Source organism: Ruegeria sp. BB10, assembly GCF_056535725.1.
Genome location: NZ_JBQFIW010000001.1, coordinates 2530128 through 2554727, shown reverse-complemented (window position 1 = coordinate 2554727; position 24600 = coordinate 2530128). Strand labels below are relative to the sequence as shown.

The following is a 24600-nucleotide window of genomic DNA, read 5'->3' as shown; positions in this document are numbered from 1 at the left end:
GGCGGTTTCATGTCCGACAACGCAACAGCGGCGCGACGCAGCGCGATCTATCTGTTGGATCAGATATTGGGTGAGGGGCGGCTGTTGTCCGAATGCCTGGCCGCAGGCGCGTTGGATCGACTGGCCCCCGAGGATCGCGCGCGGGCGCAACGTTTGACCTTGCAAACCCTACGCGGTTTGGAACGAGCTGACCGCCTTCTGGACAATCACCTTAACAGGACGCCTGCTCTGACCGTCCATAACGCGCTGCGCCTGGGCGCGGTTGAGCTGTGCCAGGGTGAGGCCGCGCATGGTGTCGTGAACTCGATGGTCGAAATTGTGGGGCGGTCGCGCAAACATGGCCGGCTCAAGGGGTTGGTCAACGCTGTGCTGCGCAAGGTTGCCGCCGAAGGGCCGGAAGCCTGGCCCAAAATGCGGGTGCCGCGCCTGCCGGACTGGCTGCGCGAGCCGCTGATCATGGCCTGGGGCACTGATGCCGTTGCAGGCATGGAGCAGGCGCATTTCACTGGCGCACCGCTGGACCTCTCACTGAAACCGGGGGCCACGGGACCGGGTGAGGCACTGCCGACCGGGTCGATGCGTATGCAGGATGCGGGGCAGGTCTCAAACCTGCCGGGGTTTGATCAGGGCGACTGGTGGGTGCAGGACGCGGCGGCGGCTTTGCCGGTGTGTTTACTGGCACCAAAGCCCGGGGAAACCGTGCTGGATCTGTGTGCTGCACCGGGCGGCAAGACGCTGCAAATGGCGGCTGCCGGGGCCAAGGTGACGGCTCTCGACATCTCAGAATCGCGGTTGGAACGAGTACGCGAGAACCTCAAACGCACTGGCTTACAAGCGCAAGTCAACGCTGGTGACGCGCTGGAGCATCAAGGCCAGTATGACGCGATCCTGCTGGACGCACCCTGTTCGGCCACCGGAACCATTCGGCGCCACCCGGACCTGCCCTTTGCCAAGGACGGCTCGGAATTCGGCGGGTTGATTGAACTGCAGGCGCAGATGCTGGCCCATTCCTGGACCCTGCTAAAACCCGGCGGACGGTTGGTCTATTGCACCTGTTCCCTGTTGCCTGACGAAGGCGAGGTGCAGATCGAAGAGGCGCTGGAACAATATCCCGACATGAGCATCGACCGCACCGCGCTGGACGTGACCGGGGTGGATCAAAGCTGGATCACCGAAGAAGGTGGCCTGCGTCTGCGGCCCGATTATTGGGCGGATCGCGGTGGCATGGACGGGTTCTATATCGCCTGCCTGAACAAATCCGCCTGATGGCACGCTTTTCGATGACTTGACGATCACACCGGTCTATCGTTGGGTCTCAGGCGCCAGCAGAGCGTGAGAGGCAGAGTAACGAGCGTCATGTCAAACTCAGATACCATGACAAACCGGTGGACGCGGTTTCAGAACCGTCTGTATGCGCGGCTCAGTCAGCGGCGCAAGGCCGCTGCCGGCTTCGTCACCGAGCCTGAACCGCGCACTGTAGGATCGTTTGCCCGGGGGCGGCAGCTGGTCGCCGGAAATCTGCTGTTTGCCGGGTATCTGGTCGAGGCACAGGATACCGGCCTGTGGGACGTGGCGGCGCCTAGCACCGGTTTTGACAGTGAACGTCACGGTTTTGCCTGGCTGGATGATCTGGCCGCCGTCGGCGATATGCGGGCGCGGGAAAAGGCGCAGCGTTGGGTGTGGGGTTGGATCGACGCGCATGGCCGCGGGCAAGGGCCTGGCTGGGCACCCGATCTGACCGGCCGACGGGTGATGCGCTGGATCAACCACGCCGTCTTCCTTCTGCGCGGAATGGATGACAAGCAGAGCGCTGTGTTCTTTCGCGCGTTGGCGCAGCAAACCTGGTTCCTGTCCAAACGCTGGAAAGCGGCCACGCCAGGCCTGCCCCGGTTCGAGGCTCTGGCCGGTCTGGTTCAGGCCGGACTGGCGCTGAAAGGGTTGGAGCAGATGGCTGACCCGGCCCTGCGCGCCCTGGCAAAGGAATGCGAACGGCAGATCGACGCGCAGGGCGGTATTTCCACCCGCAACCCTGAAGAGTTGCTTGAGGTGTTTACCCTGCTGTCCTGGACCTCGGCCGCGCTGAGCGATCAGGGGCGGGGCACCCCCGGCGCGCAGGCCGATGCGATCAAACGCATGGCGCCGACGCTGCGCAGCCTGCGCCATTCAGACGGCGCATTGGCCCGCTTTCATGGCGGTGGGCGCGGGATCGAAGGGCGGCTGGATCAGGCGTTGGCTCAAAGCGGGGTTCGCCCGCAACACGCAACTGGGTTGGCGATGGGATTTGCACGGCTTTACGCGGCCCGGACCAGCGTGATCGTCGATGCTAACGTGCCGCCCAAGGGGGCTGCATCCTATAATGCCCATGCCTCGACCCTGGCGTTTGAGCTAACTTCGGGGCGGCGGCCACTGATTGTGAACTGCGGATCAGGCGAAAGTTTCGGAACGGAATGGCGGCGAGCCGGGCGCGCAACACCTTCGCATTCGACCCTGTGCCTGGATGGCTATTCTAGCGCGCGTTTGGCACCAGCGGGGAATGGAGGTGAACGAGAGGCTTTGGTCGATGCACCGCAAGACGTACCGATTGATTTCGAAGAGGCATTCGAAGGCACCCGCTTTATGGTCGGGCATGACGGCTATACCAAAGTGTTCGGTCTGACCCATGCGCGTACGTTCGAGCTGCGATTTGATGGGCGAGAACTGACGGGCGAGGATATTCTGCTGACAGCTACCGACAAGGCCAAGCGGCAGTTTGACCGGGCGCTGGACGCTTCGGGCCTGAACGGGATCGGGTTTGATATCCGGTTTCACCTGCATCCAGACGTGGATGCGGCCATTGATTTGGGCGGCGCGGCGGTGTCGATGGCGCTCAAAAGTGGCGAAATTTGGATTTTCCGCCATGATGGCGTGGGAAAATTATCCGTTGAACCAAGCGTTTACCTTGAAAAAGGCCGTTTAAAGCCACGCGCGACAAAACAGATCGTTCTATCCGGGCGCGCAATGGAGTATGCGACCCGCACCCGGTGGACGCTGAGTAAGGCTCAGGATACAGCCTATGCCGTGCGCGATCTGCACCGGGACGAGCCCGAGTTTGACTGACGCCAAAAGGACCTTTGGACCCATGACCGATCTTCACCCCGTGCGCCGCGCGTTGCTTTCCGTTTCCGACAAGACCGGGCTGATCGAGCTGGGTAAGGCGCTGGCCGAGCGCGGGGTCGAGCTCCTGTCGACCGGCGGTACAGCCAAGGCGCTGCGTGATGCAGGGCTTGAGGTGAAGGATGTCAGCGAGATCACCGGTTTCCCCGAAATGATGGATGGTCGGGTCAAGACTCTGCACCCGATGGTGCATGGCGGCCTGCTGGCGCTGCGCGACAACGACGGCCACGTGGCTGCGATGAATGAACATGGTATTGGCGCGATCGACTTGCTGGTTGTGAACCTCTATCCGTTCGAGGCGACGGTGGCCAAAGGCGCAGGTTATGACGAGTGCATCGAGAACATCGATATTGGCGGCCCTGCGATGATCCGTGCGGCCTCCAAGAACCATGCCTTTGTGAACGTAGTTGTGGATGTCGAGGATTACTCTTCGCTCCTGGATCAGTTGGAAGAGAATTACGGCAAGACATCCTACGGTTTCCGCCAGTGGCTGGCGCAAAAGGCTTACGCCCGGACCGCAGCGTACGACACCGCGGTTTCGAATTGGATGGCCGACGCACTGCAGCTTGATGCGCCCAAGCGCCGCGCCTTTGCCGGTGAGCTGAAACAGACCCTGCGTTATGGTGAGAACAGTCATCAACAGGCGGCTTTCTACACTGATGGAACCAACCGTCCGGGTGTGGCGACCGCCGTTCAGCACCAGGGCAAGGAGCTGAGCTATAACAACATCAACGACACCGACGCAGCGTTTGAACTGGTGGCCGAGTTCGATCCTGCAAAAGGTGCGGCCTGTGCGATCATCAAACACGCCAACCCTTGCGGCGTAGCTACAGGCGCGACCTTGCTGGACGCGTATAAGTCGGCATTCGACTGCGATCGTACTTCGGCCTTTGGTGGGATCGTGGCACTGAACCAACCGCTCGACGCGGAAACCGCACAGGAAATCACCGGGATTTTCACCGAAGTCGTGATCGCCCCCGGTGCATCGGATGAGGCCAAAGCGATCTTCGCGGCCAAGAAGAACCTGCGCCTTCTAACCACCGAAGCCCTGCCGGACGTGACCGCAGGCGGCAAGACCGTGCGTCAGGTAGCGGGCGGTCTGCTGGTGCAGGACAAGGACAATGGTTTTGTCGGCATGGACGATCTGAAGGTCGTCACCAAAAAGGCGCCGACCGAAGAGCAGATGCGCGACCTGCTGTTTGCCTGGAAAGTGGCGAAACACGTTAAGTCCAACGCCATCGTTTACGTGAAAGATGGCGCGACTGTTGGCGTTGGTGCAGGCCAGATGAGCCGCTTGGACTCTGCCATGATTGCCGCCAAGAAGGCCGAACGCATGGCCGACGCGCTCGGCTTGCCGCAGCCGCTCACCATCGGCTCGGCCGTTGCGTCTGATGCATTTTTCCCCTTCCCTGACGGGCTGATGGAAGCCGCTGAGGCTGGTGCGACCTGTGTCATCCAGCCGGGCGGTTCAATGCGTGATGACGAGGTGATCGCGGCCGCGGATGAGGCCGGATTGGCCATGGTCTTCACCGGCATGCGCCACTTCCGCCACTGATGCGCTCTCGTATTCTGCTCTGGGCCGCGCTGGCTGCGTTTGCGATCGACCAGATCAGTAAGTATCTGGTCGTTCACGTGATGCGTGTGGCCGAGGGAAATATCGACGTGCTGCCGCCGCTCTTGGTGTTCAAATACGGTGAGAATCGGGGCATCAATTTCGGCCTGTTCCAAGGCGACAGCGACACCGCCCGTTGGGTGCTGATCGGCATCTCGCTGGCTGTTGCGATTGGCGTGCTGATCTGGCTGATGCGGACAACCCCGTCCAAGCTGATGTTGTTTTGCGGCGGGTTGCTGATTGGTGGCGCGCTTGGGAATGTGGTGGATCGGGTGCTGTACGGCTATGTTCTGGATTTCCTGAACATGTCCTGTTGCGGCCTCAACAATCCGTTTGTTTTCAACCTGGCCGATGTGTTCATCTTTGCGGGTGCTTTCGGACTTGTGTTGTTCGATGGCAAAAAGCCCTCGTGACGCGCCGGGTGATATGCGATAAAAGCGCCTGAAACTGGCTGGAGACTCTGATGCGGTTGCCGCGTTCCATTTTTGCTGTGACATTGGCCTTTGCGGTTGCCGGGTGCTCGGATATCGGTTTGCGCCATCTTGAGGCACCGGGGGACGGACCGGATGAGTTTTCGGTCATGCCGGTCAAACCGCTGACCCAGCCCAAGGACTATAAGTTCCTGCCTGCGCCCACACCGGGCGGTTCCAACCTGACCGACCCAAACCCCAAGGCGGATGCCGTGGTGGCGCTGGGCGGTAGCGAAGCGGCGTTGAACCCGAATGCCGCAATTCCTGCATCTGATGGCGCGCTGGTGACGGCCTCAAGCCGCTATGGCGTACCGTCCAACACGCGTCAGGTCGTCGACACCGAAGACGCCGAGTTTCGCAGAAAGCAGGGCCGCTTGACCCGTCTGCGCCTGTTCAAGATAGACCGCTATTCGCAGGTTTACAGTCGCGAGGCACTTGATGCCAATCGGCAGAACGAAGCAGCGCGTCAGGCCGGGATTGAGACGCCCTCGGCCCCACCGGCTGATGAATAAATCTTAACTTTCCGTCATCACCCTTGAACCTGCGCACCACAACCGTAGTTTGAACACCATCAAACGAAACGGAGGACGCCCCATGGTTCGGGCCCTGGCATTATCTGCCGCCCTGTTCGCCGCCACCCCTTTGCTTGCCAAGGAAGGGCACGAGGCGGTTACCACTTTCACGCTGGATAACGGCATGGATGTCGTTGTGATCGAAGATCACCGCGCCCCGGTCGTGCAGCACATGGTCTGGTATCGCGCCGGATCTGCGGATGAGCCTGTTGGTTCGTCCGGCGTGGCGCATTTCCTGGAGCATCTGCTGTTCAAGGGCACCGATACGCTGGCACCGGGCGAGTTCTCCGCTACCGTCGCCGCCAATGGTGGCAATGACAATGCTTTCACCTCCTATGACTACACTGCCTATTTCCAGCGTGTAGCCGCCGACCGGTTGGAGTTGATGATGCGGATGGAGGCGGACCGGATGCGCAATATCCGCCTGAGCGAAGAGGATATCGCAACCGAGCGTGACGTGATCCTTGAAGAACGCAACCAGCGTACCGAAAACAGCCCGCGGGCGCTTTTTGGCGAGCAGATGAGCGCGTCTCAGTACCTTAACCATCGTTACGGCGTGCCGATCATCGGCTGGAAGCACGAGATGGAGACGCTGGACATGGAGGATGCGCTGTCCTTCTATCAGACCCATTACGCGCCCAATAACGCCATTCTGGTGGTGACCGGCGATGTGGAGCCGGATGAGGTCAAAACTCTGGCCGAACAGTATTATGGCGTTATCCCCGCCAACCCGGACTTGCCTGAACGCGTACGTTCGCAGGAACCGCCACAATCGGCCGAACGTCGCCTGACCTTCAAGGACGCGCGTGTTTCGCAGCCTTATGTCCAGCGCAGCTATCTCGCGCCCGAACGGGATGCCGGTGCGCAGGAAAAAGCCGCCGCGCTGTCCCTGCTGGCCGAATTGCTGGGGGGCAGCACCACGTCCTACCTGAACGAAAAACTGCAATTCGAACAGCAAAAGGTCGTTTACACGGGTGCCTTCTATCGCGGCGTCTCGCTGGACGACACGACCTTTGATCTGCTGGTCGTCCCGGCCCAGGGCGTGTCGCTGCAAGAAGCCGAAGAAGCCATGGATCAAGCCGTCGCCGACTTCATCGCTGAAGGTGTGAACGAAGAAGACCTTGACCGGATCAAGATGCAGCTGCGCGCCGCCCAGACTTATGCGCGCGATAATGTGGACGGGATCGGCAACCGCTATGGCCGCGCCCTGACCAGCGGCTTGACGGTCGAGGATGTACAGGCGTGGCCCGATATCCTGCAGGCCGTGACCGGGGAAGAAATCATCGCCGCCGCCCGTGAGGTTCTACAGCCCGAGGCGTCGGTCACCGGATGGCTGATGCGCGACGATGAGGTGACGCAATGAAACGGATTTTTGCAACCCTGATCGCCGTTGTCATCGCGCTGCCTGCTTGGGCTGAGATCGAGATCGAAGAGGTCACCTCACCCGGCGGTATCACCGCATGGCTGGTCGAGGATCACTCGATCCCCTTCACCGCGCTGGAACTACGTTTTCGCGGTGGTACCTCGCTGGATGAGCCCGGCAAACGCGGCGCCACCTATCTGATGAGCGGTCTGATCGAAGAAGGCGCAGGTGACATGGACGCCCGCACCTATGCGCGCGAGTTGGAATCACTGGCGGCCTCGTTCCGGTACAATGCGTCGGATGATTCCGTTTCGATTTCGGCGCAATTTTTGACTGAGAACCGGGGCGAAGTCATAGACCTGTTACGCACCACGATCCACGAGCCTCGGTTCGATGAAGACGCGGTTGAGCGGGTGAAGGCGCAGATTCTGTCCGGGCTGCGCTCGGACCAGACTGACCCCAATGACATTGCCGGGCGCAATTTTGCACAGATGGCATATGGCGATCACCCCTATGGGTCTGAGGGCAAAGGCACGATCGAAAGCGTCAGCGCATTGAGCCGTGATGATGTGGTCACCGCCTATGACAATGTGTTCGCCAAGGACCGCCTCTATGTCGGTGCGGTGGGCGATATCACAGCCGATGAGCTGGGCGCGTTGCTGGACACGTTGCTGGCGGATCTGCCCGAGGCGGGCAAACCCATTCCGGGCCGTGCTGACGTGGACATCCCCGGTGGCGTCAGCGTGGTCGAGTTCGATACGCCGCAATCCGTGGCCCTGTTCGGCCACGCGGGGATCGACCGGGACGATCCGGATTTCTTTGCCGCTTTTGTTCTGAACCACATTCTGGGTGGCGGTGGTTTTGAGAGCCGCCTGATGCAGGAGGTGCGCGAAAAGCGTGGCCTGACCTATGGCGTCGCGACCTATCTGGTACCCAAGGATCTGGCTTCGGTCTATCTGGGCTCGGTGTCCTCGGCCAATGACCGCATCGCCGAAGCGGTCGAGGTGATCCGCGACCAGTGGGCGCGTGCCGCGACCGAAGGTGTGACTCAAAAAGAACTGGACGACGCCAAGACCTATTTGACCGGAGCCTATCCGTTACGGTTTGATGGCAATGGCCCGATCGCCGGGATCATGGTCGGTATGCAGATGGAAAACCTGCCCATCGACTATATCGCCACCCGCAACGACAAGGTGAACGCGGTGACGTTGGACGAGGTGAACCGCGTGGCCAGTGAATTGCTGGATCCCCAGGGGCTGCATTTCACTGTTGTCGGCAAACCCGAAGGTTTGGAAACCACAAACTGATCAAAGGGGGCTGAGCAACGCTCAGCCCTTTTTCCCCGCTGCGCTGCGCAGCATCTGCCCCATCATCTGCCCGAACTTGCCGGACCCGCGCTGATACAGCGCGCCATCAACGGACAGAACTGTGCCACTGATATAGCTGGCCATGTCCGAGCTGAGGAACAGGCAGGCATTGGCTACATCCTGTGTATTTCCCCAACGCCCCAGCGGCACATCGCGGCGCAGTTCCTCGTGGGCGTTTTCCGTTGGTGCCAGACGCCGTGCGCCTTCAGTTCCTTCAATAAATCCTGGCACCACCGAGTTCACGCGGATGCCTTCGACCCCCCATTCCATCGACAGGGTGCGAGTGATCTGATCGACCCCGGCTTTGGCCGCGCAAACATGGGCTTGCCCTTCGTAGGGCAGAAACGCCTGTGGGGCCGAGATATTGATGATGCTGGCGCCGGGGCGTTTGAGGTAAGGATAGGCCCCCTTCATCACATGAACGGTGCCCATCAGGTCGATATCCACCACGGTCTTGAACGCATTGACCGACATCTCGGAGGTCAGGGCCGGGAAATTCCCCGCCGCGCCAGAGACCAGAACGTCGAAATCACCCAAGGCGTCATGGAATTGTTTCAGCCCGTCCGCCACTGCCTGCGCATCGCGCACATCAAAGGCTGCGCCAACTACTTCGGCTGCGCCGGCCTCTTTTAGCGCGGCAAGCGTGTCATCGACCTTGTCCTGCGACCGGCTGGCAACGGCCAGTTTGGCCCCCGAGGCCGCAAACGCCTCGGCAATGCCGCGGTTGATGCCGCTGGTGCCGCCAATGACAATGACGGTCTGTCCTGAAAAATCCATGTAGGCCTCCCTAAAACGGGAGCCCTACTCGCCGTAGGGCACCCAGATGTTTTTCACTTCGGTTGCAGCCTGCAGGAAGCGGCGCGAATGGTCCACGCCCCAATCAAATGCCGTCGCGTTATTGACCCAGGTCCGTTTCAAATTTCCGGCCGAAACGACCTCGATCTCTTGTGAAAGATCAGTGGACGAGAACGACCAGACCGCATCGACGTTCAGGTGTGAGGCCAGCGGTTTCGCCAGTTCCACGTGGCTGCCGGTCAGGATGTTGACCACACCTGCGGGCACGTCGGACGTCTCAAGAATCTGGTAGAAGTCGGTTGCTGCCAGCGGATAGGGCTCGGACGCAACCAGAACTGTCCGGTTACCCATAGCGATCGCCGGGGCCATGGCCGAGACCAGACCCAGCAAAGGTGCCTCATCCGCGCACAGCGCGCCGATGACACCAACGGACTCTTTCATGGCAATGGCAACGCCCCGGATCGGAACGCCATGCACTTGACCGTCATATTTGTCCGCCCAGGCGGCAGCGGTGAACAGGCGCTGGATCGAGGCCTCGACCTCTTTCGCACCATCCTTCTTACCGGTCATGGCATCGAGACGAGCCGCGAATTCATCAGCACGGGCCGACAGGTTTTCACCAATATAATACAAGATCTGCGCCCGCAGATGGCCAGTGGTTTTAGACCAGCCCTTGGCGCCCGCCGCAGCTTCAACCGCGTTGCGGACGTCCTTGCGGTTGGCCAGGCCCACATGGCCCAAAAGGCCGGATTTACCCCAGACAGGTTTGGAATAGCCACTATCGGGTCTTGCCTGCTTGCCGCCGACATACATCTTGGCGGTGCGGTCGATGGGATCAACCGGAGCACCTTCGCCCAGGGTCGCCTCAACCTTGGCCAGCGGTTTGACCTTGCCCTTGGGCTTGGTATAGGCCGCCAGACCTTCCCAACCGCCTTCACGGCCAAAGCCGCTTTCGCGCACACCGCCGAATCCGGCGGCAGCATCGAACAGGTTGGTGGCATTGACCCAGACCACGCCCGCGACCAGTTTGGGCGCAATATCCAGTGCAAGGTTCACATTCTCGGTCCAGACCGTCGCGGCCAGCCCGTAGCGGGTGTTGTTGGCCAGCTCGACCGCCTCTTCCGGAGTGCGGAAGGTGGACGATACCAGTACCGGGCCAAAAATTTCTTCCTGCATCAGCGGGTCCGAGGTTTCGAGCCCCGAGATCAGCGTCGGTGGGTAATAGCACCCGTTCGCGGGCAGGTCGCAGGCCGCCTGATGAACGTGACCGGCGGTGTTGCTTTCGACCATGCTCTTGATGGTCTGCAACTGAACCGGGTCCACCACTGCGCCCACGTCGATACATTTGTCTAGCGGGTCCCCAATGCGCAGCTTGTCCATCCGCGCGCGCAGTTTCTCGTGGAAGCGGTCGGCGATGCCTTCCTGCACCAACAGGCGCGAGCCTGCGCAGCAGACTTGGCCTTGGTTGAACCAGATCGCGTCGACCAGACCTTCAATGGCTGAATCGATATCGGCGTCGTCAAAGACGACGTAAGCAGACTTGCCTCCCAGCTCCAGAGTCAGTTCTTTGCCTGAGCCCGCAGTGGCTTCGCGGATGCGACGGCCCACAACGGTCGAGCCGGTAAAGGCGATCTTGTCCACGTCTGCGGAAACGATCATTTCGCCCACGGCACCGTCGCCGGTGACGATGTTGACCACGCCTTTCGGCAAACCGGCCTGGGAGCAGATATCAGCGAACAGCAGCGCGGTCAGCGAGGTGTATTCAGCCGGTTTCAGAACCACGGTGTTGCCCATCGCGATCGCAGGGGCGATTTTCCATGCCAACATCAGCAGCGGGAAGTTCCACGGAATGATCTGCCCGCACACACCCAACGCCTGCGCATCGGGCAATTCGCTTTCCATCAGCTGCGCCATGCCCGCGTGGTAGTAGAAATGTCGCTGCGCCAACGGGATGTCGATGTCGCGCGATTCCCGGATCGGCTTGCCGTTGTCGAGGCTTTCCAGCACGGCAAACAGGCGCGCGTGTTTCTGCAACAGCCGCGCAATGGCATAGAGGTATCGCGCACGGCCCGCACCGCCCAGCTTTTCCCATTTCGGTTGCGCCTTGCGGGCGGCGGCAACGGCTGCGTCCACATCGGCCTGTTTGGCTTGGGTCAGCTTGGCCAGCACCTCTCCGGTCGCGGGGTTGCGGCTTTCGAACCCTTTGCCGGGCTTGGTGAAGGCGCCGTCGATATAGTGACCGAACTTATCACCCTGATCGACCAGCCAGGCCAGTGCCTCGGCGGCGCTTTCGGGGGCAAGGCCGTAATCCATCGTCTCGAAGATTTCTTTCACAGTCATGACTTCATCTTTTCCCAAATACTCACTGTCCTGACACTTGTCACAGGCTCAGCCGAGTGAATGCCTGTAACCGGCGGAATACGCGCCCGTTACATAATGTTCCAACTGCCGTTCGATATCGCCCAGCAGGGACGATGCGCCAAAGCGGTACAGGTCCGGCTGCAGCCAGCGGTCGCCCAGCTCATCCTTGATCAGCGACAGATACACCAGCGCATCCTTGGCCTTGGATATCCCGCCCGCAGGCTTATAGCCAACGCGATACCCGGTGCGGTCATAATAGTCGCGGATCGCGCGGATCATCACCAGCGACACGGGCAGGGTGGCGTTGACGCTTTCCTTGCCGGTCGAGGTCTTGATGAAGTCCGCCCCGGCCATCATGCAGACCAGCGAGGCGCGCGCGACGTTGCGCAGGCTGCCCAGCTCTCCGGTGGCAAGGATGGCCTTTACATGCGCATCACCGCAAGCCACGCGAAAGGCTTTCATCTCATCATACAGCGCCTGCCAATCTCCGGACAGCACGTGGCGGCGCGAGATGACGATGTCGATCTCTTCGGCGCCAGCTTTTACGCTTTCTTCGATTTCGGCTGCACGCAGGTGGAACGGCGAAAGGCCCGCCGGGAAACCGGTTGACACAGCCGCAACCGGAATGCCGGAGCCTTTCAGCGCCTCAACCGCCGTGCCGATCATGTCGTGGTAGACGCAGACAGCCCCGGTGGTGATCGGCGGCATGTCCAGCGCCTGCAATACCGAAGGTGCCACCGGCTGACGCGCCTTGGCGCACAGGCGGCGCACCCGGCCCACGGTGTCATCGCCGGACAAGGTGGTCAGGTCGATCATGGTGATCGCCTTCAACAGCCACGCGGCCTGATACTCTTTTTTAACCGAGCGACGACCGGGCAGCGTCGCGGCCCGGCGTTCGATGGCCGAGGTATTGACCTGCACGGCGCGTACCCAATCCAGATCAAGATTCATGCCGGGGTTTCTGGGTTCGGTCACTTGCGGCAGATGCGCGGTGCGCACGGGGCTTTCTGAGCTCTGCGTATCCATAGTCACGTCCTTTGGGAGGTTTGCGCCAAAATCGCACGAGCCGCACGTAAAGGGAAGGTGCAGCAAGGGTCGATCTGCAAATTTTTTGACCAAATGGACAAAAATAGGCATTTTCTTGCGAATAATTCGCAATAGCGTTGACTTAGTTGCGAATGGTTCGCATATTCATTCTCAACAGGACACCAAATCGGGATCTGACTATGATTCGTCGCAGCTTTCTTGCAGCGCTGGCATTTGCGGCTGCTTTGCCTCTGACGGCCTGGGCCGAGACACCACTGAAAGTGGTCGCAACCACTGGTATGATTGCTGACGCCGCGCGTCAGGTGGGCGGGGACCAGGTCGAGGTGAAGGGCCTGATGGGTCCAGGAGTCGACCCGCATGCCTATCGCCAGACCCGCAGCGATATCGTTGCGATGACCCGTGCGGACCTGATCCTTTGGCACGGTCTGTATCTGGAAGCGCAGATGGAAGATTTCTTCCATGACCTCGGTCGCAAACGCACTGTGGTGGCCGTGGCTGAAGGGATCGACAAGTCCAAACTGCGCGCGCATGACGATTATGCCGACAAATACGACCCGCATGTCTGGATGAGCCCGACCCTGTGGCGTGATGTGGTGGTTGAGGTGCAAGAGGCCCTGACCGCAGCGCGCCCCGAAGCGGCGGATATTTTTGCCGCTAATGCAGAGGCGCATTTGGCCGAACTTGATACGCTGACCACCTATGCCAATCAGGCGCTTGCAGCTGTTCCCGAAAACAACCGCGTGCTGGTCACCGCGCATGACGCCTTTGGCTATTTCGGCGCGGCTTACGGCTATGAGGTGATGGGCATTCAGGGCATCTCGACCCAGTCCGAGGCCGGGCTGAACCGGATCGGAGAGCTGGTGGATACGCTGGTCGATCAGCAGCTGACGGCGGTGTTCGTTGAAAGCTCGGTCTCTGACCGGTCGATGCGGGCGCTGATCGAAGGAGCTGCTGCCAAAGGTCACGACGTGGGTGTGGGCGGCGAGCTGTATTCCGACGCCATGGGAGAGCCTGGCACGTATGAAGGCACTTATGTTGGCATGTTGGATCACAACATCACTGTCATCGCCGGGGCGCTGGGCGCGGATGTGCCTGATCGGGGTATGAACGGCAAATTATCGGCGGGGTTTTGAATGATGCTGGAACTGGCCGCTGATCAGGGTGTTTCAATTACCGGGCACAGTTTGGACGAGAGCCCTCTAGCCATTCGTGGATTGACCGTTTCCTATGGCCAGAAACCTGCGGTGTTCTCGGTGGATATGACCGTGCAGACCGGTGCGATGACGGCGATCATCGGACCTAATGGCGCGGGGAAATCAACCCTTCTCAAAGCCGCATTGGGAATCGTATCGCCGCTCTCCGGGCAGGTCACTGTCTTTGGCAAACCGCTGGAGCAGCAGCGTGCCCGCATCGCCTATGTCCCGCAGCGCGCCAGTGTGGACTGGGATTTCCCGACTCGCGTGATCGACGTGGTGCTGATGGGCCTGTCGCGGCAGTTGGGCCTGTTGGGCCGCATTCGAGCCCGACATATGTCGCGGGCCATGGATTGCCTGAACCGGGTCGGCATGCGCGACTTCGCAGCTCGTCAGATTGGCCAGCTTTCCGGCGGTCAGCAGCAACGGGTTTTTCTAGCCCGCGCATTGGCGCAAGAAGCTGATCTTTACCTGTTGGACGAACCTTTTGCCGGGGTCGATGCGGCCACAGAAAAGGCCATCATCGCGGTTTTGAAATCGCTGAAAGAGGCGGGCAAGACCGTCGTTGTCGTGCATCATGATCTGGCCACCGTTACCGATTATTTCGACCACGTCTTCCTGATCAACACCCGTAAGGTGGCCGAAGGAACAGTGGCCGAGGCCTTTACCGCCGAAACCCTGCAATCGGCCTATGGGGGCCGTTTGGCCACCGCCCAGATCGACCAGATCTCACGCGCGCTGGGGTAAATCATGCTTTGGGATGCTCTGAGCCTGCAGCTTGGCTATAACGCCACGCTGGTCGCTATTGGTGCGACCTTGTTGGGCGTATCCGCCGGGGTGACCGGTACTTTCCTGTTTCTGCGCAAACGCGCGCTGGTCAGCGATGCGATCAGCCATGCGACCCTGCCCGGCGTGTGCCTGGCCTTCATGGTGCTGGTCGCTTTTGGCGGCGATGGACGCAATCTGATCGGTCTGCTTGCCGGATCGGCGATCTCGGCCTGGATTGGTCTGCTGTGTATGAATTGGCTGACCCGGCGCACGCGGCTGGCCGAAGATGCTGCCATCGGCGCGGTGCTGTCCGTTTTCTTCGGATTTGGCATCGTACTGCTGACCGTGATTCAAACCATGGGCGTTGGTCGTCAGGCGGGGCTCGAAGGGTTCTTGCTGGGCTCCACTGCTGGGATGTTGTGGGCGGATGCGCTGATCATTGCGATTGGCGGGGCAGCGACGCTTGTTCTGGTGATGATCATCCGCCGTCCGATGACCATGGTGGCGTTTGACCCGGAATATGCCGCCGCACGGGGTCTGCCGGTGCATCGGATTGATCTGGCGATGATGGGATTGGTGATGGCCGTCACCGTTGTCGGGTTGAAGATCGTCGGGCTGATCCTGATTGTGGCATTGCTGATCATACCGCCCGTGACCGCGCGGTTCTGGACCGACCGCTCGGACCGAGTTGTTTTGCTCGCTGGTTTGGCGGGTGGGTTGGTCGGGTATCTGGGCGCGGCCCTGTCGGCCTCGGCGCCGAACCTGCCGACCGGTCCGATCATCGTGCTGGTCAGTTTTGGCTTTTTCGCGCTGTCCCTACTGTTTGCACCTGTTCGCGGTGTTCTGGCGGCGGTGTTGCAACATCTGAGATTCCAGCGCCGAGTGCATATTCGCCAAGGTTTGCTGGCGCTGGCACAAGGCCAGAAAATCTATGAACCGCTGACTCTGCGCTTGTTGAAACGCGCTGGCTTTGCCCGCGCCGATGGCGTTGCTACCGAGGCTGGTAAAGCCCGTGCCGCCAAGGCGCTGCGCGACGAAAAACGGTGGGAATTCGTACGCGCGGATCAGGCGCATGAGGCGACGGCGGCGCTTTATGACGGGCTGCGCGATATCGAAACGGTGCTGACCCGCGATCAGATCGCGGATATCGACCACCTGATCGGTGGCCCGCAGGAGGTCCAGCCATGAGCGGTGAAGAATTTGTCCCCCTGTCCCTGACGCCTCTGTTGATCGGGATCTTCGCCGCCATCGCCTGCGCCCTGCCGGGAAATTTTCTTGTACTTCGCAAACAAGCCCTAATTGGGGACGCAATCAGCCACGTGGTGCTGCCCGGCATCGTTGTGGCCTTTCTGCTGACCGGAGCGATCTCGACCTGGCCCATGATGCTGGGCGCGGCGGGTGCAGCCATTGTTGCCGTTGTGATGATCGAGGCGATCCGGCGGCTGGGCCAGATTGAACCCGGTGCTGCGATGGGCGTGGTATTCACCACCATGTTCGCAGGCGGTGTGCTGCTGCTGGAGCAGACCGATACCTCGACCGTGCATCTGGACGTGGAACATGCGCTGTATGGCAATCTGGAAAGCCTGATCTGGCTGGATGCTGTGGGCTGGTCATCGCTGTTGGACCTGACGGCTTTGGCCGGGCTGCCGCCGGAGCTGCCGCGGATTGCGCTGACGCTGGTCGGGGTGGTCCTGTTCATCTGGCTGTTCTGGCGCCCGCTAAAGATTTCGACCTTCGACGAAGGCTTCGCACGCACCATCGGCATTCGCACCGGCGCGCTGGGTATGGCGTTGGTGATCGTGGCTGCAATATCGGCCGTGGCCGCGTTTGATGCAGTGGGGTCAATTATCGTGATCGCCATGTTCATTTGCCCCCCGGCGGCGGCGCGGATGATGACAAATCGGCTGGAAACCCAAATCGCCTGGAGCGTCATTTTCGCCAGCGTGTCGGCAATATCGGGCTATGTGCTGGCGGGCTACGGGCCGCTTTGGTTGGGCAGTACGGATGCGGTCAGCGCGGCGGGGATGATCGCAACCATGTCCGGCCTGATCCTGGCCTGCGCCGCATTGTGGGGCCCGTGCCGCTCCCGCGCCGGAGCGCCCCAAGCCACTTGACACGGCGCTTTCCCGCTGTTGGTCAATGCGAGGGGTCGGCTGAAATTCGCCCAGACGCCCAGCGAGGACAGAGTTAATGATTGTCGCGCGGCGTTTCGTGTTAGGCCCGCCGCAATAAATTTCTGAATGACCACCACTCACTTGGATCGTTCGGACAATCGTGGCAAGGTTTGCCGTCTGTTGACATCGGCACAGCGCGATTGTTCGAACGCCCCCTCCCTCCTAAAAATAGGACTGCCAAATCAGTGGCAGAATCGTGCGCGCATATGCTAGGTCTGGTGGTATGGTGCAGGCAAACCCCAATATCAGCGAAATCCGCCCCGTAATCCGTCAACTTGACGATGCTGCAATCAACCGCATCGCTGCGGGTGAGGTGGTGGAACGCCCCGCCTCGGCTGTCAAAGAACTGGTGGAAAACGCCATCGACGCCGGATCGACCCGGATTGCCATCGATATCGCTGATGGTGGCAAGACGTTGATTCGCGTCACGGATGATGGGTGCGGGATTTCGGCGGACGATCTGCCACTGGCCCTTTCGCGCCACGCGACATCCAAGATCGACGGGTCGGATCTGCTGAACATTCACACGTTCGGCTTCCGGGGCGAGGCGCTGCCATCGCTGGGTGCGGTTGGGCGGCTGAACATCACCAGCCGGGTGCCGGGGTCAGATGCGGCCCAGATATATGTATCTGGTGGCAAGGTGGAGGCGGTGAAACCCGCCGCCTTGCGTGCAGGCACGGTGGTCGAGCTGAGGGATCTGTTCTTTGCCACGCCCGCTCGGCTGAAATTCATGCGCACCGACCGGGCCGAGGCGCAGGCGATCACTGATACGGTCAAACGTCTGGCCATGGCCGAGCCCGCCATCACTTTTACGCTGCGCGATGTCTCGGGCGGGGGCGAAGGTCGCGTGACCTTTCGCGCCGATCGCGAAAATGGCGATCTGTTCGATGCGTTGCACGCCCGTCTGGCCCGCGTGATCGGGCGCGAGTTTGCCGAGAACGCATTGCAGATCGATGCCAAACGCGAAGGCATTCGCCTGTATGGCTATGCTGCCTTGCCGACCTATTCGCGTGGCGCAGCGGTGGCGCAGTATCTCTTCGTCAACGGCCGTCCCGTGCGTGACAAGATGCTGACCGGTGCGCTGCGGGCGGCCTATTTCGACTTTCTCAGCCGTGACCGGCATCCGGCGGCCGCATTGTTTATCGACTGTGACCCGATGCTGGTGGATGTAAATGTTCACCCTGCAAAGTCCGAGGTTCGGTTCCGCGATCCCGGCGTGGCGCGGGGGCTGATCGTCTCGGCCTTGCGGCATGCGTTGGCCGAGGCGGGGCACCGAGCGTCCTCGACCGTGGCAAATGCAACGCTGGGCGCGATGCGGCCCGAACCGGCACAGCCCACTCCCGCCCGGGTGTATCAGTTGGATCGTCCTTCGCCCGCAGCCCGGCAGGCCGCGTTTCACGCGCAGGCGCCGGGTTTTGCCGAACTGTCCCGCGATTATAGCGGTAGCATCGTGGAGGCGGCTCCGCCAGTTTCGACCACAGAAGAAGAGCCCCCGATGCAGGACCTGCCCTTGGGTGCGGCGCGCGGGCAAGTACATGAGAACTACATCATTGCCCAGACCGCTGATGGTATGGTGATCGTCGATCAGCACGCTGCGCATGAGCGTCTGGTTTATGAAAAACTAAAAACCCTGATGGCCGAGAACGGCGTCGCGGCGCAGGCACTGCTGATCCCGGAAATTGTCGAGCTGTCCGAAGGCGACTGCGCGCGTCTGATGGCTGTTGCGGATGACCTGTCGCGCCTTGGGCTGACGTTGGAACCCTTTGGCGGCGGCGCCATCGCCGTGCGCGAAACACCTGCCATTCTGGGCGAAGTGGATGCCCGTGCAATGATCCTGGATATTCTGGATGAACTGGCCGATCAGGGCGAAAGCCAAACGGTGCAGGCGCGGATCGAAGCAATCCTCAGCCGGGTGGCCTGTCATGGCTCGGTCCGGTCTGGCCGCCGGATGCGGGCCGAGGAAATGAATGCCCTGCTGCGCGAGATGGAGGCGACTCCCCATTCCGGCCAGTGCAATCATGGGCGACCCACTTATGTGGAACTGAAGCTGAGCGACATCGAACGCCTGTTCGGGCGCAGTTGATCCCGGCGCTTCGCCGGGCTATGAAGAATAAAACAAGAACATCCGAGGCGACATGATCGAGATTGCTGGCACAGAAATGGCTTTGAACGACCCTGTGGTGCTGATCGCGGGTGGAGTGGTGGCATTGATTCTGCTGCTGCTATTCCTGTCCTTGCGGGCAGCCAACCGTTCCGCCCGAATGGCAGAACCACTGGCGCGGCAGATGGCGCATTTGGGTCAACACGTGCAGCAACTGGGGCAGGGCCAGGAACAGTTGCGCGGTGGTTTGCAGCATGTGTCGGATACACAGGCCAATGCGCAGGTGCAGGTGATCCAGACGGTTGAATCGCGCCTGTCCTCGGTGCAGCAGCAGATGAATGACCGGCTGGCAGACAACGCGATGAAGTCGGCCCGTGCGCTGGCTGAAATGCAAGAGCGGATGAAGGAATCGCTGCATGGCTCGTCGAAACAGACCGCGACGTCTCTGACACAATTGCAGGAACGGCTGGCTGCCATCGACAAAGCGCAGGACAATATCACCAAGCTGTCGGGCGATGTGCTGTCGTTGCAGGATATCTTGTCGAACAAGCAGACACGCGGCGCGTTTGGGGAAATTCAGTTGAACGATATCGTCTCGAAGGCATTGCCGTCGGACAGCTTCCAATTGCAGGCGACTTTGTCGAACGGGCGCCGAGCGGACTGCCTGATCCACCTGCCAAACCCTCCCGGACCGATTGTGATCGACAGCAAATTCCCATTGGAGGCGTATGAGGCGTTGATCGCTTCGACCAATGATGCCGAGTTGAAAGCGGCGGTTCAGATGTTCCGCAGCACCGTGCGCAAGCACATCAACGATATTGCCGAGAAGTACATTCTGGACGGCGAAACCGCCGACGGCGCGCTTATGTTTCTACCGTCCGAGGCGGTATATGCCGAGTTGCACGCCAAATTCCCGGAACTGGTGCAGGAGAGTTTCAGCAAGCGAGTCTGGATCGTTTCCCCCACCACCTGCATGGCGACGCTGAACACGATGAGAGCGATCCTGAAGGACGCGCGTATGCGAGAACAGGCGGGGGCAATCCGCAAGGAACTGGGCCTGTTGCACAAGGATGTGGAGCGTCTGGGGGACCGTGTTTCGAACCTTGATCGCCATTTCGGACAGGCAGCCAAGGATATCTCGGAAATCAAGATCAGCGCCGAAAAAGCCGGGCGTCGGGCACAGCGGTTGGACAACTTCGATTTCGAAGAGCTTGCCCCGGACGATCACAATAATGTGGTACCGCTGGGCAAATCCGAAGGCTAGGCTTTACTGAATCGACAGATCCAGATTGTAGCCGACTGTCCTATCAGTATCCCGATCATTGCCCATCAGATAGACGCGGATCGTATAATCTCCGTCTTCGGGCAGGTCGATGCGGGCGGTGTTGCCATCGATAGAGCCGTTGTAGATCGCAACGCCGTCACTGCCGGGTGGCAGGATGTTGAAGTAAATCACGCCATTGCCATTGGTGTCGCTGACCTTGAGGTCGGCGAACATTTCCTGACCAGCCTGCGCGCCCAGCGTGTAGTCAAAATATTCATTACCGGTGATCGCCCCGTTTACCATGGTACCGAAATTGCCGGGTTCAAATTTCACTTCTGCCGCACGCTGTGCCCACGCTGCGCTGGCAAGGCATGCGATCAATGCAGTCAGTTTCAGATGATGTCTCATGAAACGTCTCCCGAACCTATTGATGAGTCAGTGTAGCACGAGCCGCATCAACGCTTCAGATTCGTAGGAATGGCTGGAACAGGCGCGGCATCAACTTGGTAAACTTCAAGGGCGCGTCAGTTACGGCCAGACAGATGCAATCTTCGGTGATATCGGCGGTCGGCGTGTGGTGCAGGCTTTCATCCGCAATCTCAACATCTCCACGACCGAAATGGTCGACCTCGTCCGAGAACGCGCCTTGCAGAACCATCGTCAGTTCCATGCCGTTGTGGCTGTGATCGGGCACGGCCGCACCGGCCGGAATGAATAGCAGGCGGGCGGTGGCCTCGCTCGTGGTGGGTAGGATCGCCTGTTTTACACCCATGCCGATGGATCGCCATTTGATGTCATTCACATCGCCGCCGACATAATCCTGCAAGGGCGCGGGCAGAACCTTGCATCCCGGACGTGCGGGTTTTGCAATCGGGGCTCCCTGAGCGATCAGCGCCATGGTTGCGGCTAGAGACCCATCGCTCATGCTGGTAGGGCTGTCCTGCTCTTGCAGAACACATCCGCCCACAGCGTCAAAGCTTTCGGCCCGGGCGCGGCAGTGGTCACACAGGGACAGGTGTGTTGCCACCATCAGGTCGAACGCTTCGGGCAGGTTGCCCGCGGCGTAGGCCATCAACAGATCGTCTGTCAGGTGATGTTTGATATCGTTGCTCATCTTCGTCATCTCAATTCATCGCATGGCGCAAGCGATCCAGCGCCAGCCGTATCCGTGATTTGATCGTACCCAAGGGCAACCCGGTCTGAGATGCGATTTCTCGATGGCTCAGATCACCAAAATAGGCCTGTTCGATCAGTTGTCTTTGCGCCTCGGGCAACGCCGCCATGGCGTCGCGCAGCTGCGCGGTTTCCTGTTGCAACGCGACCACGTCGTCCTGATCTGGTTCCGCCTCAGGCCCCCACCACAGATCCTCGGGTTCGGGTCGGCGTTGTTTGCGCAGGACATCGATGCGCTTGTTCCTTGCAATCGTGAACACCCAAGTGGCCACGGTCGCGCGAGTAGGATCGAACAGATGCGCCTTGTGCCACAAGGTCGCCATCACCTCTTGCGCGCACTCCTCGGCCAGCGCGGCGTCGGACCCTGATTTAATCAGGAACGCCTTAATGCGCGGCGCGAAGTGTTGGAACAGTTCGGCAAAGGCCGCCTGATCCTGCGCGTCCCGAATGCGCCTGACGTGGCTCACCCACTCAGTTCTGGTGTCGCAACTGCCTTCCGCTTTGTTCACCGGCTTGCCCCTGATGCGTTTGCTTGTGCGCCAAGGTTTCAGTGCTGGCCTTTCGGCCGCCGGTTCATCCAAGGTCACGGTATCGATCTCGGTAAACATAACCACATTACGCGGCCCAGCCCAAGACGGATCACTTTATTTGCTGTTTTTGATCCGTGTCGCGTCAAATATCGTACTATCTGATAGAAACACATGAGGGAAAGAATGCCGCCGGAACGGTTTGCACGGAGATCGGAGAAAATTGCGTGAACACGGTCGACCATATTGCAGGCCATACCTTTCACGGGCGCAAGGGCGCGATTCAGAACGCCTTTCGGTATTCCGTCGACTACATCTTGTTGGATCCGGAAAGCCATCCGGCCACTCCGGCGCTGTTTTCCCTGAACCGGACTAATGTCACCAATTGGCGGCATCGTGACCATGGGGGTGAGCCAGGGCAGGGGCGCGGTGCGGCCTGGCTGCGGGAGCAGTTTGACCAGATGGGCGTGACCCAACCGGATCACGTGACATTGCTGACCCAGCCGCGAGTGTTCGGCCATGTGTTCAATCCTGTCAGCTTCTGGTTTTGCTTTGATGTTGACGGCCAGCTTTACGCCGTGGTGGCCGAGGTCACAAACACCTATGGCACGCGCCACAGCTATCTGTGCCACACCCCCAACTTTGCGCCGATCCGACCCTCGGACCGGATCGTGGCGGACAAGCTGATGCATGTCTCGCCGTTTCAAAAGGTCGAAGGGTCTTATACCTTCCGGTTTGACTATCGCCCGGACCGAGTGGGTGTCTGGATCGATTACGGGCGCGACGATGGTGGACTGATTGCAACCCTGACCGGACGGCGGGCTCCGCTGACCAATCGCACGATCCTGTGGTCTTTGCTGCGCCGACCTTTTGGTGCGCGCCGCGCGTTTTTCCTGATCCTGTGGCAGGCGGTGAAGTTGAAGGCGAAAAAGGCCCGGTTCCGCCCGTTTCGTACAGCCCCCATTCCCGACCACCCGGTTTCCCGCATTCGCGAGCCTTAAGCTGGCATAGTTTGCGTAAGATCAAAGACTCAGGCGCCGTGGGGTGGTTGTGCTAGGATGAAACCGCGAACACGAGGAGTTGGGTCATGTTGGAAATCTCGGCAAGAAAAATCGCTCAGGTCGCCATGATGGGGCGTGAATTGAACCGCGCCGAGGGCGAACTGCGCGCCTTTATCGACCGTATGGGTGAGGACGAGCAGGCCGAGCTGGTTGCTGTCATGTGGATCGGACGCGAAAGCTTTTTCGCCGAGGATCTAGCCGAAGCCATCGCAACCGCAAAATCCGAGGCCTCGACCCCCTGCGCCGATTATCTGATCGGCACACCACACCTGTCGGATCACCTAGAAAACGGTCTGGATGCGCTGGGGATTTCAGCCGAGGACGTGGAAAACGATCTGATGTAGGCCGGTTTGAACAAAGCGCCTTTTCCCCATGCTTGGTGGTCATCAAATCCGACCGCCAGTTCGGCGGCGCAAAGAACTGTTGCAGCAGGGTCGTAAACTGGTGGATGCTCGAACCATGCGACTCGATTGGCGTATTCTAGTGGGACTTGTGTTTGCCGTGGCCAGCATGGCCGCTCCGCGCGTTTCGAACGCCTGTTCAGTTTGTACAACATTGCCGGAATACTCTCTTGCAGACCGTATTCTGTCTGCGCGTGTGATTGTTCTGGCTGCGCCGTCGCCGACCAATCCCTTTAAGTACGCCTCGGTTTCCGTGCTGAAAGGCGCGCCCGCGCAGCTAGAGACCCTACCGGATATCCCATTCCTGGTTGACAGCGTGACGCGATCAGCCTTCCGCGTCGACCCTGAAAGAGTTGTTTTGATGATCTACGGCAGCGGATCTGTGGACAAGTCAGGCCGCAGCTTCGCAAGCGCCTGGTCCAAAGGTTTCCTGATGACGCAAGAGCGGGCAGCTTTTCTGGAAGCGGTGCGTTTTCAGGGTAAACACTGGATCGTCGGAAAGACGGCTAACCCTGCACGCGTCACTTTTTTTAGCCAATATCTGACGCATGAAGACAGGCTGTTGCGCAATGCCGCGCTTGCAGAGGTTCATCGCGCACCGTATCCGACTGCCCGACAGGTGCGGGACGTTGTGACAACCGCGTCTTTGTTGCAGGAGTTGCGCGATGTAAATCGCCTTGCTTATGCGCCGGCTGTCATTCGATTGTTGGGTATGCAATCCGATCCTGCCGCGCAGGCATTCGTTCGACAGCGGTATCAGCCCGCGTTGCGTGCCGGTGACCGGAACATGGCGGATTGGGCGCTGGCCGGGATCGAGGTGGACGGCGCAGACGCAGTAGAAGCGATTGGGCAGGCGTTAGCGCAGGCGAACTGGTCGCCAGAAGATAAGCAGAAGTTAATTCAGGTTCTTGCCGTTGGCGGTTCCACATGGCCGGAATTGCAAGAACAAATACTGGAGATTTACAAGCTTGAGCTTGAACGCAGCGCGGAACTGGCAGGCTGGATCGCCTTGTCTGTACGGACATGGGATACGGATGCATTGACGGCGTCGTTCAAACAAGTTTTGGCGCGTGAAGACCTTGATGCCGCGGTTTTGTTTCTGGTTCAAAACGCGCTGGATATTGGTGACTTGGATTAAATTATTTTATTTCAGCTAGTTAAACCTGACCGTGCCATGTTGTCGGCGTCTGGTCCTGCG

At 60.1% G+C, this 24600-nt stretch carries 22 protein-coding genes; 16 read left to right on the top strand and 6 right to left on the bottom strand.

The window, feature by feature from the left end; genetic code table 11:
- Nucleotides 1-9: 9 nt before the first annotated feature.
- The 7 genes from ACR3EP_RS13195 (at nucleotide 10) to ACR3EP_RS13165 (ending at nucleotide 8477) form a co-directional block, all read left to right on the top strand.
- Nucleotides 10-1266, top strand: coding sequence for an RsmB/NOP family class I SAM-dependent RNA methyltransferase (locus tag ACR3EP_RS13195; RefSeq protein WP_480638239.1), 1257 nt, complete (start codon nucleotides 10-12; stop codon nucleotides 1264-1266).
- A 90-nt stretch (nucleotides 1267-1356) separates the two neighbouring features.
- Entirely contained in the window at nucleotides 1357-3096 is a 1740-nt protein-coding gene (locus ACR3EP_RS13190; RefSeq protein WP_170410691.1) for a heparinase II/III family protein, read from the top strand.
- 22 nt (nucleotides 3097-3118) lie between these two features.
- Nucleotides 3119-4708, top strand: coding sequence for a bifunctional phosphoribosylaminoimidazolecarboxamide formyltransferase/IMP cyclohydrolase (purH, locus tag ACR3EP_RS13185; RefSeq protein ID WP_480638237.1), 1590 nt, complete (start codon nucleotides 3119-3121; stop codon nucleotides 4706-4708).
- A complete protein-coding gene (gene lspA, locus ACR3EP_RS13180; protein ID WP_170349816.1) occupies nucleotides 4708-5178 on the top strand; it encodes a signal peptidase II in 471 nt (156 codons plus the stop codon). The genes purH and lspA overlap by 1 nt, the downstream gene beginning before the upstream one ends.
- A gap of 50 nt (nucleotides 5179-5228) precedes the next feature.
- Nucleotides 5229-5747, top strand: coding sequence for a DUF3035 domain-containing protein (locus ACR3EP_RS13175; protein WP_170349817.1), 519 nt, complete (start codon nucleotides 5229-5231; stop codon nucleotides 5745-5747).
- An 82-nt stretch (nucleotides 5748-5829) separates the two neighbouring features.
- Nucleotides 5830-7170 carry a M16 family metallopeptidase gene (locus ACR3EP_RS13170; protein WP_480638234.1) on the top strand — a complete coding sequence of 447 codons (1341 nt, stop codon included), beginning with the start codon at nucleotides 5830-5832 and terminating at the stop codon, nucleotides 7168-7170.
- Nucleotides 7167-8477, top strand: a complete 1311-nt coding sequence (locus ACR3EP_RS13165) for a M16 family metallopeptidase (RefSeq protein ID WP_170549861.1) — start codon at nucleotides 7167-7169, stop codon at nucleotides 8475-8477. Before ACR3EP_RS13170 ends, ACR3EP_RS13165 begins: the two co-directional genes overlap by 4 nt.
- Nucleotides 8478-8498: 21 nt before the next feature.
- On the opposite strand, the gene ACR3EP_RS13160 is transcribed toward ACR3EP_RS13165, so the two are convergent.
- From ACR3EP_RS13160 to deoC, 3 genes are read right to left on the bottom strand one after another with little or no spacing between them, the layout of a single operon-like run.
- Nucleotides 8499-9314: an SDR family oxidoreductase gene (locus ACR3EP_RS13160; protein WP_170515957.1), complete on the bottom strand. Its 816-nt coding sequence runs from the start codon at nucleotides 9312-9314 to the stop codon at nucleotides 8499-8501.
- 24 nt (nucleotides 9315-9338) lie between these two features.
- A complete protein-coding gene (locus ACR3EP_RS13155; protein ID WP_480638232.1) occupies nucleotides 9339-11672 on the bottom strand; it encodes an aldehyde dehydrogenase family protein in 2334 nt (777 codons plus the stop codon).
- 48 nt (nucleotides 11673-11720) lie between these two features.
- Nucleotides 11721-12719: a deoxyribose-phosphate aldolase gene (gene deoC / locus ACR3EP_RS13150; protein ID WP_480638230.1), complete on the bottom strand. Its 999-nt coding sequence runs from the start codon at nucleotides 12717-12719 to the stop codon at nucleotides 11721-11723.
- A gap of 200 nt (nucleotides 12720-12919) precedes the next feature.
- Between deoC and ACR3EP_RS13145 the strand changes: the two genes are divergently transcribed.
- From ACR3EP_RS13145 to ACR3EP_RS13120, 6 genes are all read left to right on the top strand, one after another.
- Nucleotides 12920-13873, top strand: coding sequence for a metal ABC transporter solute-binding protein, Zn/Mn family (locus ACR3EP_RS13145; protein ID WP_480638228.1), 954 nt, complete (start codon nucleotides 12920-12922; stop codon nucleotides 13871-13873).
- A gap of 3 nt (nucleotides 13874-13876) precedes the next feature.
- Entirely contained in the window at nucleotides 13877-14680 is an 804-nt protein-coding gene (locus ACR3EP_RS13140; RefSeq protein WP_480639027.1) for a metal ABC transporter ATP-binding protein, read from the top strand.
- Between the two features lie 3 nt (nucleotides 14681-14683).
- On the top strand, nucleotides 14684-15889 hold the full coding sequence (locus ACR3EP_RS13135) for a metal ABC transporter permease (RefSeq protein ID WP_480638226.1): 1206 nt from the start codon (nucleotides 14684-14686) through the stop codon (nucleotides 15887-15889).
- A complete protein-coding gene (locus tag ACR3EP_RS13130; RefSeq protein ID WP_170349825.1) occupies nucleotides 15886-16815 on the top strand; it encodes a metal ABC transporter permease in 930 nt (309 codons plus the stop codon). The genes ACR3EP_RS13135 and ACR3EP_RS13130 overlap by 4 nt, the downstream gene beginning before the upstream one ends.
- Before the next feature lie 283 nt (nucleotides 16816-17098).
- A complete protein-coding gene (gene mutL / locus ACR3EP_RS13125) occupies nucleotides 17099-18958 on the top strand; it encodes a DNA mismatch repair endonuclease MutL (RefSeq protein WP_480638224.1) in 1860 nt (619 codons plus the stop codon).
- 52 nt (nucleotides 18959-19010) lie between these two features.
- Nucleotides 19011-20240, top strand: a complete 1230-nt coding sequence (locus ACR3EP_RS13120; RefSeq protein WP_170349827.1) for a DNA recombination protein RmuC — start codon at nucleotides 19011-19013, stop codon at nucleotides 20238-20240.
- A gap of 3 nt (nucleotides 20241-20243) precedes the next feature.
- Here ACR3EP_RS13120 and ACR3EP_RS13115 read toward each other — a convergent pair whose 3' ends face one another.
- From ACR3EP_RS13115 to ACR3EP_RS13105, 3 genes are read right to left on the bottom strand one after another with little or no spacing between them, the layout of a single operon-like run.
- On the bottom strand, nucleotides 20244-20648 hold the full coding sequence (locus ACR3EP_RS13115) for a hypothetical protein (protein WP_480638222.1): 405 nt from the start codon (nucleotides 20646-20648) through the stop codon (nucleotides 20244-20246).
- 55 nt (nucleotides 20649-20703) lie between these two features.
- Nucleotides 20704-21354, bottom strand: coding sequence for a ChrR family anti-sigma-E factor (locus ACR3EP_RS13110; protein WP_480638220.1), 651 nt, complete (start codon nucleotides 21352-21354; stop codon nucleotides 20704-20706).
- Nucleotides 21355-21364: 10 nt separating this feature from the next.
- Nucleotides 21365-22021, bottom strand: coding sequence for a sigma-70 family RNA polymerase sigma factor (locus tag ACR3EP_RS13105; protein ID WP_480638219.1), 657 nt, complete (start codon nucleotides 22019-22021; stop codon nucleotides 21365-21367).
- A 146-nt stretch (nucleotides 22022-22167) separates the two neighbouring features.
- Here ACR3EP_RS13105 and ACR3EP_RS13100 point away from each other — a divergent pair, with 146 nt between their 5' ends.
- From ACR3EP_RS13100 to ACR3EP_RS13090, 3 genes are all read left to right on the top strand, one after another.
- Nucleotides 22168-22941 (top strand): DUF1365 domain-containing protein, encoded by a 774-nt coding sequence (locus tag ACR3EP_RS13100; RefSeq protein ID WP_480638217.1) that lies wholly within the window; start codon nucleotides 22168-22170, stop codon nucleotides 22939-22941.
- 86 nt (nucleotides 22942-23027) lie between these two features.
- On the top strand, nucleotides 23028-23345 hold the full coding sequence (locus tag ACR3EP_RS13095; protein ID WP_170326413.1) for a DUF3775 domain-containing protein: 318 nt from the start codon (nucleotides 23028-23030) through the stop codon (nucleotides 23343-23345).
- A gap of 115 nt (nucleotides 23346-23460) precedes the next feature.
- On the top strand, nucleotides 23461-24540 hold the full coding sequence (locus ACR3EP_RS13090; RefSeq protein WP_480638215.1) for a hypothetical protein: 1080 nt from the start codon (nucleotides 23461-23463) through the stop codon (nucleotides 24538-24540).
- Nucleotides 24541-24600: the final 60 nt, after the last annotated feature.